11 protein-coding genes are annotated in these 13,209 nt (G+C 63.1%); 10 read left to right on the top strand and 1 reads right to left on the bottom strand.

Going from position 1 to position 13,209, the window contains the following annotated elements:
• Positions 1–77 precede the first annotated feature (77 nt).
• The 4 genes from ACZ5U1_RS05885 to ACZ5U1_RS05870 all read left to right on the top strand — a co-directional run bounded on the left by ACZ5U1_RS05885 (position 78) and on the right by ACZ5U1_RS05870 (position 3,904).
• On the top strand, positions 78–1,859 hold the full coding sequence (locus tag ACZ5U1_RS05885) for an ABC-F family ATP-binding cassette domain-containing protein (protein WP_464779777.1): 1,782 nt from the start codon (positions 78–80) through the stop codon (positions 1,857–1,859).
• 27 nt (positions 1,860–1,886) lie between these two features.
• Positions 1,887–2,612 (top strand): VIT1/CCC1 transporter family protein, encoded by a 726-nt coding sequence (locus ACZ5U1_RS05880; protein WP_464779776.1) that lies wholly within the window; start codon positions 1,887–1,889, stop codon positions 2,610–2,612.
• Positions 2,613–2,652: 40 nt separating this feature from the next.
• A complete protein-coding gene (locus ACZ5U1_RS05875) occupies positions 2,653–3,198 on the top strand; it encodes a glutathione peroxidase (protein WP_464779775.1) in 546 nt (181 codons plus the stop codon).
• Positions 3,199–3,265: 67 nt separating this feature from the next.
• On the top strand, positions 3,266–3,904 hold the full coding sequence (locus ACZ5U1_RS05870; protein ID WP_464779774.1) for a trimeric intracellular cation channel family protein: 639 nt from the start codon (positions 3,266–3,268) through the stop codon (positions 3,902–3,904).
• Positions 3,905–4,211: 307 nt separating this feature from the next.
• Here ACZ5U1_RS05870 and sppA read toward each other — a convergent pair whose 3' ends face one another.
• A complete protein-coding gene (sppA, locus tag ACZ5U1_RS05865; RefSeq protein ID WP_464779773.1) occupies positions 4,212–6,095 on the bottom strand; it encodes a signal peptide peptidase SppA in 1,884 nt (627 codons plus the stop codon).
• Positions 6,096–6,248: 153 nt separating this feature from the next.
• Here sppA and gpmA point away from each other — a divergent pair, with 153 nt between their 5' ends.
• The 6 genes from gpmA (at position 6,249) to ileS (ending at position 13,077) form a co-directional block, all read left to right on the top strand.
• On the top strand, positions 6,249–6,935 hold the full coding sequence (gene gpmA, locus ACZ5U1_RS05860; RefSeq protein ID WP_464779772.1) for a 2,3-diphosphoglycerate-dependent phosphoglycerate mutase: 687 nt from the start codon (positions 6,249–6,251) through the stop codon (positions 6,933–6,935).
• An 82-nt stretch (positions 6,936–7,017) separates the two neighbouring features.
• The gene (gene purE, locus ACZ5U1_RS05855; RefSeq protein WP_464779771.1) at positions 7,018–7,509 is read left to right on the top strand and encodes a 5-(carboxyamino)imidazole ribonucleotide mutase; all 492 of its coding nucleotides are present in this window, start codon (positions 7,018–7,020) and stop codon (positions 7,507–7,509) included.
• Position 7,510: 1 nt separating this feature from the next.
• Complete coding sequence (locus tag ACZ5U1_RS05850; RefSeq protein ID WP_464779975.1) at positions 7,511–8,581, top strand: 5-(carboxyamino)imidazole ribonucleotide synthase; 1,071 nt, start codon at positions 7,511–7,513, stop codon at positions 8,579–8,581.
• Positions 8,578–9,078, top strand: coding sequence for a dihydrofolate reductase (locus ACZ5U1_RS05845; RefSeq protein ID WP_464779770.1), 501 nt, complete (start codon positions 8,578–8,580; stop codon positions 9,076–9,078). The genes ACZ5U1_RS05850 and ACZ5U1_RS05845 overlap by 4 nt, the downstream gene beginning before the upstream one ends.
• A gap of 43 nt (positions 9,079–9,121) precedes the next feature.
• Complete coding sequence (locus ACZ5U1_RS05840; RefSeq protein WP_464779769.1) at positions 9,122–10,063, top strand: bifunctional riboflavin kinase/FAD synthetase; 942 nt, start codon at positions 9,122–9,124, stop codon at positions 10,061–10,063.
• A gap of 116 nt (positions 10,064–10,179) precedes the next feature.
• Entirely contained in the window at positions 10,180–13,077 is a 2,898-nt protein-coding gene (gene ileS, locus ACZ5U1_RS05835; protein ID WP_464779768.1) for an isoleucine--tRNA ligase, read from the top strand.
• The last annotated feature ends 132 nt before the right edge of the window (positions 13,078–13,209 follow it).

Here is a 13,209-nt window from a genome sequence, read left to right as displayed (position 1 = left end):
GGCGTTGAAAGCCGTCAGACAGCATCCAGTTCCACGCGCTCTTGCCCCGGCGCGCCGGAAGTCCTAGCTGCACGGCCATGGCCGCACCTATATTCTCCTTCGAAAATCTTGGTCTCAGCCAAGGAAGCCACTGGCTTTTCCGCCATCTCGACATTTTTGTCGGCGACCGTGATCGGCTGGCGCTCATCGGTCGCAATGGCGCGGGCAAGACCACGCTGCTGAAGCTGATCGCGGCCCAGATCGAGCCTGACGAAGGCACGCGATCGGTTCGCCCGGGCGCGCGCGTCATCATGCTGGAGCAGGACCCTGACGTCAGCAGCTTCGCTACCCTGCACGATTTCGCGCTGGCAGGCGAATATGCGCCCCCCGCCCATGAGGTGGAAGCAATCGCCAGCCAGCTCGGCATCGACCTGTCGCGCGAGGCCGCGACCGCCAGCGGAGGCGAGCGCCGCCGTGCAGCCATTGCCCGCGCTTTGGCGAGCGAGCCCGATCTGTTGCTGCTGGACGAGCCGACCAACCATCTCGACATCGATGCCATCGATTGGCTGGAAGGCTGGCTTGCCCGTTATTCGGGCGCCTTCATCGTCATCAGCCACGACCGCGCCTTCCTCACCCGCCTGACACGCCAGACCCTATGGCTGGATCGCGGCTCCATCCGCCGCAATGAGATCGGCTTTGGGGGTTTTGAGGATTGGATGGAGGCCGTCTATGCCGAGGAAACCCGGGCCGCCGAAAAGCTCGACGCCAAGCTCAAGATTGAGGCGCACTGGCTGGAGCGCGGCGTTACCGCGCGCCGCAAGCGCAATCAGGGGCGTCTCGCCAAGCTTTGGGAAATGCGGGCGCAGCGCGCGGCGATGGTCGGTCCCCAAGGCGTCGCGAAGATTGCCGTCGCTGCCGACGACAGCAAGACCAAGAGCGTCATCACCGCCGAACATGTGACCAAGAATTTCGGTGACCGCACGGTCATCAAGGATTTCTCCCTACGCATCCAGCGCGGTGACCGCATCGGCATTGTCGGCGGCAATGGCGCGGGCAAGACGACGCTCCTGAAGCTCCTGACGGGCGAGCTGGCGCCTGATAGCGGCGTTGTCAAACAGGCCAAGTCCCTCGACATGATCTTCATCGATCAGCAGCGCAGCCTGATGCAGCCCGACAAGCGCGTCCGCGACGTGCTGGCGGAGGGCGGCGACTGGATCGACGTGCGCGGGGTCCGCAAGCATGTTCACGGCTACCTCAAGGAATTCCTCTTCGATCCCTCGCTGGCCGAGGCACGCGTGGGCACGTTGTCGGGTGGCGAGCGTTCACGCCTGCTCTTTGCCCGTGAGTTCGCCCGCGAATCGAACCTGCTGGTGCTGGATGAGCCGACCAACGACCTTGACCTCGAAACGCTCGACCTGTTGCAGGAAGTGATCGCCGATTATGACGGCACGGTCCTGATCGTCAGCCATGACCGCGACTTTCTGGACCGCACAGTGACGGTGACCCTTGGTCTGGACGGTTCGGGGCAAGTCGATGTGATCGTCGGCGGCTATGCGGACTGGGTTGCCAAGCGTCAGCCCAGGAATGCCCCCCGGACGGAGAAGAAGGCTGCCGCCGCGCCGCCCCCGCCAAAGTCCGCGTCGACCAAGCTCAGCTACAAGGATCAGCGGGACCTCGACTTGCTGCCCAAAACCATCGAAAAGCTGGAACAGGACATTGTTCGCGATGAGGAGGCATTGGCCGATCCATCGCTCTACACTCGCGATCCCAAGCGGTTTGCGGCGCTGACAAAGGCGATTGAACAGGCGCGCGCCGACAAGGATTCGGCCGAGGAGCGCTGGCTGGAACTTGCGGAAAAGGCCGAGGGACTGAGCGGCTGAACGAAGGGGGAAAAGGGAATGGCGGCGATGGACGGATCAGATTCGGGCGCTCTTGACCAAGCGCGCTCGCATCATGCCCTTCATTATGTCAACCGCGTCGGCTGGCTGCGCGCTGCGGTTCTCGGCGCGAATGACGGCATCGTATCGACCGCCAGTCTGCTTGCGGGTATCGCCGCGTCGGGTGCGTCGCGCGAAACCATTCTGCTGTCGGGCATAGCGGCCCTGTTTGCTGGCGCCATGTCGATGGCGGCGGGAGAATATGTGTCTGTCAGCGCGCAATCGGACACGGAAAGGGCCGATCTCGCCAAGGAAAAACATGCGATTGCGCAGCAGCCGGATGTGGAATGGCAGGAGCTGCGCGGCATCTATATCGAGCGGGGTCTCACCCCCGAACTCGCGGGGGAAGTCGCGCGACAATTGATGGACGCCGACGCGCTTGCCGCCCACGCCCGCGACGAACTCGGCATTTCGGACGTCAGCACCGCGCGGCCGGTTCAGGCGGCACTGACTTCGGCAGCGACCTTTTCGGCCGGTGCGATTGCTCCGGTCATCGCGGCGGCGGTCAGCCCGGCGCCCCACGCGCTGGCGAGCGTCGTCGTGACATCCCTAATCTGCCTTGCCCTGCTGGGCTATGCAGGCGCGCGGCTGGGTGGCGGCAAGCTCTGGCGGTCGGTCGGCCGAGTGCTGTTTTGGGGCGTCCTCGCCATGGCGATCACGGCAGGCGCAGGCAGGCTTTTCGGCGCGGCGATATGATGGCAAGGTCCGCGACATCCGGATTCCCAAGGAGAAGATCATGACTGCGATCCAGCAAATTCCGCTCAAGACGATCAAGGGCGCAGATGCCAGCCTCGCCAACTATGCGGGGAAGGTTGTGCTGGCCGTCAACGTCGCCTCCAAATGCGGTCTCACCCCGCAATATGAAGGGCTGGAAAAGCTCTACCGCGATTATAAGGACAAGGGGCTGGTGGTCGCCGGTTTTCCCGCCAATGATTTTGCTGGTCAGGAACCGGGCAGCAATGATGAGATCGTGGAATTCTGCACGACCAATTTCGGGGTCGATTTCCCGATGTTCGAAAAGATCGTCGTGACCGGCCCGGAAAAGCATCCGCTCTACGCGGCCCTGACCAGCGAACAGCCCAAGGCTGCGGGCGAGGGCGCTGAATTTCGCGAAAAGCTTCGCGGCTATGGCATGACCCCGACCGAAGAGCCCGAAGTGCTGTGGAATTTTGAAAAGTTCCTGATTGCCAAGGACGGCTCGGTCGCAGGCCGCTTTGCTCCGGGTACGACGCCCGACGACCCGGCGCTGGTGTCGGCGATCGAGGCTGAACTGGCGAAATAAGAGGATGGGTATTTGGGCTGGTGCTGCTTCCTGCGCCCGCCCATAGGCCTGCCCCGCGCAGCACCCCATGCTTTCCCCTGCCAACGCCTTTCAGCAGATCGGACCGGTGCTGGAAACACTCAGCATCGTCGGGATCTTCGTGTTCGCGGCATCGGGCGCGCTGGCGGCCGCCCGGCTGGGGCAGACGCTGGTCACCTTCGCATTCTTTGCGTTGGTGACGGGGGTAGGGGGCGGCACCCTTCGCGACCTGTTGATCGGCGCGCCGGTTTTCTGGGTGCATGATCCCGTTCCGGCAATCACATGCATGGTCGCAGCGCTCCTGATCTGGTTCACGCCGCGCCGCTTGTGGAGCGATCGCGCGCTCGATTGGCTCGACGCCATCGGCCTCGCCTCCTTTGCCGTGTTCGGAGCCGCCAAGGCGATGAGCTACGGCATTCCGCCCTTCGTTGCCGCCCTGATGGGCGTGGTCACCGGCTGCGTGGGCGGCATTTTGCGCGATCTCCTCGCTCATGAGCCGTCCATATTGTTGCGCCCGGAACTCTATGTAACCGCAGCGGCCCTTGCTTCCGGCTTGTTCGTCATGCTGCGCTGGTGGGGGCTGGACGTGCCGGTAGCGGGCGTCGTCGCGGCGCTGCTAGGCTTCCTCCTGCGCGCCTTTGCGATCTGGCGAAGCATTGGCCTGCCGACATATCGAGGCGGGCGGTAAAGCGATAGAAGAAAGGGAGGGGCGCGGACCTCTGTAATCCTCCCCATGTTTGCATGGGGAGGGGGGCCGCCGGAGGCGGTGGAGGGGAAATGCGCAAGCCTCGGACATTCCCCTCCACCATGCTTTGCAATGGTTCCCCTCCCCACGTCTTCGGCGCATGGAGGATTAAGCGAATTATTGGACGGGGAAATGATCCGGTGCTCTACTGATGGGGCAAGGCGTGTCCGCAAGAGTGACCGGGCTTCAGCGTTATCGGGCCGCAACGAATAAGGGTTAGCCGGAAAACCGCTAGCCGGCCACCGCGCAATCACCGCCAGAGGCTGGTAAGCACCCCCATCAGGCCCCGCTCATCGGCGGCACTCACCCGCCGCGGCGCGCCATAGCCACGGCATTCCAAGCAATCCGCCCGCACACCCGCGCCACTGATCAGGCCACGCACATCCGCGACAGCCTGCATGGCCCAACGCCGCTGGATCATCGCCTGCCTGCTCAACATGTCGCGGGGAGCATCCACATCCTCATCGTCACGCTCTGACATCGATTTGATGAGCTCGGCGAACTTGTCGGGTTCCTTCTCGATACGGTAAACCTTCGCTTTGGCAGGATCGATCTTGGCCATCTTCGCTGCTTCGGCGACGGCTTCCTCCAGCCCGCCAAAGCGGTCGACCAAGCCGATCTGCCGCGCCGTGCCGCCGTCCCACACGCGGCCTTGAGCAATGGCGTCGATCTGCTGAGGCGATTTACGCCGTGCCTGCGCGACCAACCCCACGAAGCGGCCATAGATATCCTCGATCCCCATCTGCATGATGCGATCGAATTCAGGCGTGGTGCCGCCTGCAATGTCCGGCTGCCCTGACAGCGGCGTGGTCCGCACGCCATCGGTCGTGATGCCTAGCTTCGCCAAAGTTCCTTCAAAGCTCGGCAATATCCCGAACACCCCGATGGAGCCGGTAATCGTGTCCGGTTCGGCAAAGATCAGGTTGGCGGGCGTGGAAATCCAGTAACCGCCGCTCGCCGCGACATTGCCCATAGACACAACGATCGGCAGGCCCTCGCGCTTCGCTTCCATGATGGCCTGCCGAATCTTTTCCGATGCCATGACGGACCCGCCCGGCGAATCGACCCGCACGACCAGCGCTTTCAGGTCTTTTTCCGACAAGGCCTTGTAGAGCAGTGCCGAAATCGTGTCCCCGGCGGCGCTACCCGGTCCACCCTCTCCATCTACGATGTCGCCGGCGACGGTGATTACGCCGATCTGCCCGTCATTGGCCGGGCGATGCGCCTTGGCATAGCTTCTAAGGTCGATGGTCGCGAAATCCCCGACGCGATCATCGGACGGCTCGCCTGCGACCTGCGCGACGCGCTTCCCGAACGCCGCCTCGTCGCCCAACTTATCGACCAACCCGGCGCGCTGTGCCGCCTTGGCGAGGTTGCCGCCCGCCGCTTCCGCCGCACCTGCCGGGTTCGCGACATAGGCAGCCAGCTTTGCGCGGGGCCGTGCCTTGCCAACTTCCTCCTGCCAATCCTGCCATAAGGCATTGGCCAGCGCCTGATTGGCTTGCCGGGCTTCGGGCGATTGATCCGTGCGGATAAACGGTTCGACGAAGCTCTTGTAGGTGCCGACGCGATAGACATGGGTGTTGACGCCCAGCTTGTCGATCAGCCCCTTGTAGTAGAGGCCCGATCCACCGCGCCCCAGGATGGCGACGCCGCCCAACGGATCGACCCATGTCTCGCTGGCATGGGCGGCCAGCTGATAGCTGTCGTCAGTATAGATGGTGGCAAAGGCGAAGACCGGCTTCTTTGCTGCACGGACAGCGTCCAGCGCCTTGCCCACGCGGGAAAGCGCCACCTGACCGCCGCCCAGAAACCCGTCGAGGTTCAGCACAACCGCCTTGACCTTGCCATCTGTCTTGGCCGCTTCCAGCGCGTCCACGATCTCGGAAAGGCGATATTCCTTTGTCTGCGGCCCGGACGATGTCAGCAACGAAAAGGGGTCCGCCTCTGCTGGTTGCTCGACAATAGTGCCGTCCAGCTTCAGCAGCAGCGCGCCACTGCTCACGCTGCGCGCGGGCTTGGGCGACCATGACAGCGCCGCATAAAGCAGGCCGAAAAAGCCGAGCAGGAACAGCAGAACCAGCCCGTCCTTGACCGCGACCAATATGCGCCAAACGCCCTTCACAAATGCCAAATTGCCGCTTCCTTATGCTTAGCTGCCCGAGCTATCCGATCGTCCGGCCGACTGCAATGTGGGACGCTCCGCTCGGCGCACAAGCTTGCGCCCGTCATTTCCGGCGTTATGGGAGGCGCCAACATTCGCGCTTATGTGCAGGAGAAGCGTTTCATGCCCACACTCGTTCTGATCCGTCATGGCCAATCGGCCTGGAACCTGGAAAACCGCTTCACTGGCTGGTGGGACGTGGACCTGACGGAAAAGGGCGTGGAGGAAGCGCGAGCTGCCGGTCAGCTGATGTCGGCAAAGGGCCTCGACTTCGACCGTTGCTTCACTTCGGTCCAGACCCGTGCGATCAAGACGCTGAACCTAGCGCTTGAAGAAATGGGCCGCCTCTGGCTGCCGGTCGAAAAGGACTGGCGCCTCAATGAACGTCATTATGGGGGCCTTACCGGCCTCAACAAGGCAGAGACCGCCGCCAAGCATGGTGACGCACAGGTGAAGGTCTGGCGCCGCAGCTTCGACATTCCGCCGCCGGTGCTGGAGCCGGGCGGCGAGTTCGACCTGTCGAAGGACCGCCGCTATGACGGCATCGCCATCCCCTCGACGGAGTCCCTGAAGGACACTATCGCCCGCGTGCTGCCCTATTGGGAAAGTCGCATCGTGCCGCAGCTGAAGGCTGGCAAGCGCGTCCTCATCTCGGCTCACGGCAACTCACTGCGGGCGTTGGTGAAGCATCTGTCTGGCATTCCGGACGACGAAATCACCGAACTGGAAATCCCGACCGGCCAGCCGATCGTCTATGACCTTGCCGACGATCTGACGGCAAAGGACCGCTATTATCTGTCGGAGCGTTGAGCGTTCGAAATCCCGCATTGCCCCTTCCCGGTCGTCCGGCTAAGGGGCTTTGCTTTCCGCGCCATTAGGGGAAGTTAGGCGAATGACCGGAGAGAGCGCCGTTACAGTCGGCATCATCATGGGATCGCGATCCGATTGGGAAACCATGCGCCATGCGGCTGAAACGCTGAGCGCGCTTGGCGTCCCGCACGAATGCAAGGTCGTGTCCGCTCACCGCACGCCGCAGCGTCTCTATGACTATGCGACCAGCGCGGTCTCTCGTGGGCTGAAGGTCATCATCGCCGGGGCAGGGGGCGCGGCCCATCTTCCGGGCATGACAGCTTCGATGACGCGCCTGCCCGTCCTCGGCGTACCCGTCGAGTCAAAGGCTCTGAAGGGCATGGATTCCCTGCTTTCGATCGTCCAGATGCCCGGCGGCATCCCCGTCGGCACCCTTGCCATCGGCAAGCCCGGCGCGATCAATGCGGCGCTGCTGGCAGCTTCCATCCTCGCCACGACCGACGACGCGCTGGCCGAACGGCTCGATATGTGGCGTGAAAAGCAGACCGACGATGTCGCGGAGACGCCAGAATAAGATGACGACCATCACGCCCGGTTCCACCATCGGCATCCTTGGCGGCGGCCAGCTCGGCCGGATGATCGCGATCGCCGCCGCGCAGCTTGGCTACCGCACGCATATTTACGCGCCGGAAGAAAGCGGCCCCGCCGCAGACGTGTCTCGCTGCTGGACCCGCGGCGCCTATGAGGATGCCGCCGCGCTCGCCGCCTTTGCCGACAGCGTCGACGTCGTCACCTATGAATTCGAGAATATCGACCCCTCCGCCGTCGAAGTCCTTTCCACCCACGGCCTCGTCCGGCCCGGCGCGCAGGCGCTCCGCGTGGCGCAGGACCGTCTTGCCGAGAAGAATTTCGTCCGCGACCTCGGCGGCCTGACCGCGCCCTTCGCTTCGGTCGAAAGCCTCGATGACCTTCATCAGGCGATCGCCGCGATCGGCAGCCGCGCGATCCTGAAGACCAACCGCATGGGCTATGATGGGAAGGGGCAAGCACGCATCAATGATCCGGCGGACGCTCCCGCCGCCTGGGATGCCATCGGCCAGAAAAGCGCGATCCTGGAAGGTTTCGTGACCTTCGAGGAGGAGTTTTCCGTCATCCTCGTGCGCGGTGCAGATGGCGAAGTCCGCTTCTGGGACTCGCCTGCCAACGTCCATGTCGATGGCATCCTCTCCACCTCCACCGCCCCCGCTGGCCCCGGCATAGAGGCGCAGGTGGAGGCGGCGCGCGCCCTGGCTGCGCAGGTGGCGCAAGCGCTCGGCTATGTCGGCGTCCTAACCCTCGAATTCTTCGCCAGCGCCGATGGTCCCGTCTTCAACGAAATGGCGCCACGCGTCCACAATAGCGGCCACTGGACGATCGAGGGCGCGGTCACCAGCCAGTTCGAAAACCATGTCCGCGCCATTTGTGGCCTCCCATTGGGCGACACCAGACTGGCGGCACGGCGAGTGGAGATGCACAACCTCATCGGCGAAGAAGCCGACGCTTGGGCTGCGATCCTGTCCGATCCCGCTGCGCATCTGCACCTCTATGGCAAGCATGAGGCTCGCCCCGGTCGCAAGATGGGCCACGTCACCCGGCTGACCCTGTGACCCAAAAGCAGGAAGTCGTCCTCATCCTCGCCCGCGCCGACAATGGCGTGATCGGCAAGGACGGGGGGCTGCCTTGGCGGTTGCCCGCAGACCTCAAGCATTTCAAGGCGCTGACCCTCGGTCACCCGATGATCATGGGCCGCAAGACATTCGACAGCCTGCCCGGCCTGCTGCCCGGCCGTCGCCACATCGTCCTCACCCGCGACACTGGCTGGAGCGGGGAGGGGGCAGAAATCGCGCATGACGTCGCCTCCGCCCTTCGCCTCGCGGGCGGTCCTGCCGCCATGGTGATCGGCGGGGCAGAGGTCTACCAGCTCTATCTGCCCCACGCAGACCGCATCGAACTGACCGAAGTGCATCTCGACCCCCCCGGCGACACCGTGATCCCCTATCCCGACGCTACGCAGTGGGAGGAAGTCGCCCGCACCGATCACCCGGTCGAGGGCGCCTATCCCGCCTACAGCTTCGTCACTTTCCGCCGCCGCGCTGCGCCATGAAGCCGCATTGCCAGCTCGCGGCCATCTGCCTATAGCCAGCGCCATGGAGCGGCTTGAAAGCGGCGTCCCGATCCCTGCCCATCTGCGCGGGAGCATCATGGCGCTGGGCAATTTTGACGGATTTCACCTCGGTCATCAGGCTGTCGTTGGCCGTGCGGTGGAGCGTGCGCGGGCGGAAGGGCGCCCGGTTATCGTCGCGACGTTCGACCCCCATCCCATGCGCCTGTTTCGCCCGGAAAACCCGTGGTTCCGCCTCACCAGCCTGGACCAGCGGCAGCGCCTGTTCGCCGCCGCCGGTGCCGACGCGATGTTGGTATTCGCCTTCACCCGCCAGCTCGCCGCCTTGAGTCCGCAGGATTTCGTCGATCTACTGGTAGACGGCATGGGCGTCGCGGGCGTGGTCACGGGCCAGGATTTCACCTTCGGCCAAGGCCGCACTGGCACCGTCGAAACGCTTGCCACACTCGGCTCCGCGCGGGGCATGAGCGCTGAGGCAGTCGCGCCGGTGACAGACGAAGGCGGGGAGGTGGTCTCCTCCAGCCGCATCCGTACAGCCCTGAAAGCCGGAGACTGCGCCACGGCAACGCGCCTGCTGACACGCCCCTTCGCGGTGCAAGGGATGGTCCAGCATGGCGACAAGGTCGGCCGCACGATCGGCTTCCCCACCGCCAATGTCGATCTTGGCCATTACATCCGCCCGGCCTATGGCATCTATGCAGTGCGCGGCCTGCTGCCCGATGGCCGTATTCTCGACGGCGCGGCCAACCTCGGCATTCGCCCCAGCTTTGACCCGCCAAAGGAATTGCTGGAGCCCCACTTCTTCGATTTTTCCGAAAGCCTCTATGATCAATGTATCGAGGTGCAGTTGATCGAATTCCTCCGGCCCGAGGCGAAATATGAAGGGCTTGATGCCCTGACGGCCCAGATCGCCAGAGACTGCGACGCCGCGCGGCAAATCCTTGCGAGAACGCCGCACCTCGCCTAATGCCCGCCCATTCATTTCCAACCCCGTTCGTTTCGAGCGAAGTCGAGAAGCAGATAGTGCAGAGCCGCGTTTCTCGACTGCGCTCGAAACGAACGGAAGTCTGTAGATAGCCCCACATGACCGACCAGCCTCGCCAAGAAACCAAAGACTATAAAAGCACCGTATTCCTCCCCGTAACCGACTTCCCGATGAAGGCGGGTCTGGCGCAGAAGGAACCGGCCATTTTGGCGCGCTGGGAGGAAATGGACCTCTACGGCAAGCTGCGCGAGCGCCGGAAAGGCCGCGAACGCTTCATTCTCCACGACGGCCCGCCCTACGCCAATGGCGACATCCATATGGGCCATGCGATGAACAAGGTGCTGAAGGACATCATCGTCCGCAGCCAATCGCTGCTCGGCAAGGATGCGCCTTATGTGCCCGGCTGGGATTGCCACGGCCTTCCGATCGAATGGAAGATCGAGGAGGAATATCGCAAGAAGAAGCAAAATAAGGACGAGGTTCCGCCCCAGGAATTTCGCGCGCAGTGCCGCGCCTATGCGGACAAATGGGTCGGCGTGCAGAAGGAGCAGTTCAAGCGCCTTGGCGTCATGGGCGATTGGGATGATCCCTATCTCACCATGAAGTTCGACGCCGAAGCTACCATCGTGTCTGAACTGCTGAAGTTCGCGGAAAGCGGCCAGCTTTATCGCGGCGCCAAGCCCGTCATGTGGTCCCCGGTCGAAAAGACGGCGCTGGCCGAGGCGGAAGTCGAATATGAGGACATCGTCTCCACCCAGATCGACGTGGCGTTCGAGATTGTCGAAGTGCCGAACGCGCCGGAGCTCGTCGGCGCGCGTGCGGTGATCTGGACGACGACCCCTTGGACGATCCCGGTCAATCAGGCTTTGGCCTATGGGCCGGAGGTCACCTATCTGCACTTCGAAGCGAATGACGGTCGCAGATATGTGATCGCATTCGATCTCGTTGAACAGTTTCTCGCACGTACTGGATTGAGCTTTAAACGCGGGATTTTTGCTGGCGAAAGTGCATCGGAACAGGTCGGTCAGGTAGGTGATCGACAGATTGCAGGCTCCCAACTCGCCGGAGCCGTCGCCCGCCACCCGATGCACGCTCTCGGCGGTTTCTTCGCCAAGCCGCGCCCCTTCCTCCCCGGCGATTTCGTCACCACCGAAGCAGGCACCGGCCTCGTTCACCTCGCGCCCGATCATGGCGAGGACGACTTCGCGCTCTGCAAGGCGAACGGCATCAACCCGGTTTTCGCTGTCGAGAATGACGGTAAATATCGCGAGGACTGGCTCTGGCTCGGCGGTCAGGGAAGCGTCATCAATCCGAAGTTCGTCAGCAAGGACGGCCCGATCTGCACCGATCTGCGCGAAGCCGGCGGCCTGCTCGCCGCGTCCGACGACTTCAAGCACAGCTATCCCCATAGCTGGCGCTCCAAGGCGAAGATCATTTTCCGCTGCACGCCGCAATGGTTCATCCCCATGGACCGCGCGATCAGCGACGGCGTCATCCCACGCTGCGCCGAGGAAGAAGCGATCCTCGCCCGCCAGGACAGTGGCGCGACCCTGCGCGGAACCGCCCTCGACGCGATCGAGAACACCCGTTGGGTGCCCGAGCGGTCGATCAACCGCATCCGTTCGATGGTGGAGGGCCGCCCCGATTGGGTTATCAGCCGCCAGCGCGCCTGGGGCGTGCCCATCGCCCTCTACGTCCATCGCAAGACCGGCGAATATCTCGTTGATAAGGCTGTAAATCAGCGCATCGTCGAAGCCTTTAAAGCTGGCGGCGCGGATGCCTGGTTCGGTGCCGATCATCAGGCGCTGCTCGGCCCCGACTACGACCTCAACGACTATGAGGTGGTGAACGACATTCTCGACGTCTGGTTCGACAGCGGTTCGACCCACAGCTTTGTTGTCGAAAGCCGCTATGGCGAAGGCGTCCGCGCCGACCTGTACCTCGAAGGGTCCGACCAGCATCGCGGCTGGTTCCAGTCCTCCCTGCTCGAAAGCTGCGGCACTCGCGGTCGCGCGCCATATGACGCCGTCCTCACCCACGGTTTCGCGCTGGACGGGCAAGGCCGCAAAATGTCCAAGAGCCTTGGCAACGTGGTCGATCCGCTGAAGGTTATCGCAGAGTCCGGTTCCGACATCCTGCGCGTCTGGGTCGCCAGCACCGATTATTTCGATGACGTCCGCATCGGCAAGGAAGTGTTGGCCGGATCGTCCGATGCCTATCGCAAACTTCGCAATACTTTCCGTTACTTGCTCGGCGCTCTTTCGGATTTCTCGGAAGAAGAGCGGCTGCCCGTCGCGGAAATGCCGGAGCTGGAGCGCTACATGCTCCACCGCCTCGCCGCCCTCGACGCAGAGCTTAAGGGCGTGGTCGAAAAGGCAGCGGGAAGCGAAAACTGGCTAGAGTTCAGCCGCTACACCCGCGCGCTATTCGACTTCGCCAATAGCGACCTATCGGCCTTCTTCTTCGATATCCGCAAGGACTGCCTCTACTGCGACGCGAAGAACGATCCCAAGCGCCGCGCCTATCGCACGGTGCTGGATACGCTCTTCCACGCTCTTGTCCGCTACGCCGCGCCGATCATCCCCTTCACCGCTGAGGAAGTGTGGCAAAGTCGCTATCCAAACCACGAAGAAAGCGTACATTTCCTGGAATGGCCAGAGGTTGACGCGACTTGGCTCAACCAGGGCCTGGACGACAAATGGACCGAAATTCGCAACCAGCGCGATCAGGTCAACGAAGCCATCGAACCGCTCCGCCGCGAAAAGGTCATCCGCTCCAGCCTTGAAGCCGACGTGGCCATGGGTATGCATGTTCCCAGCGACGGTGTGAACTTCGCCGAAATCGCCATCGTCGCGCGCATCGAAACGGGCGTCGGCGACGGTATCGTGGTCAAGCCGAGCGAGTGGCACAAATGCGGTCGCTGCTGGCGTCTGCTGCCCGAAGTCGAGGAGGACGGCACACTCTGCAACCGCTGCGACGAAGTGCTGTCGGCCTGATGTTTATTCTGTCCTACAGCCGCCGGACTGCGCTATAGGCGCAACGCGTCCTGCGGTTGTAGATAACAGGAAGAAAATGGCGCTTATCTGGGGATCTCTCGTGTCACGTTTGTTACCTAAATTCTGCTACGC

The organism is Sphingobium sp. TomTYG72 (assembly GCF_055394715.1).
Note: the sequence above shows the minus strand (reverse complement) of the source record. Positions and strands in the feature narration are given on the sequence as shown.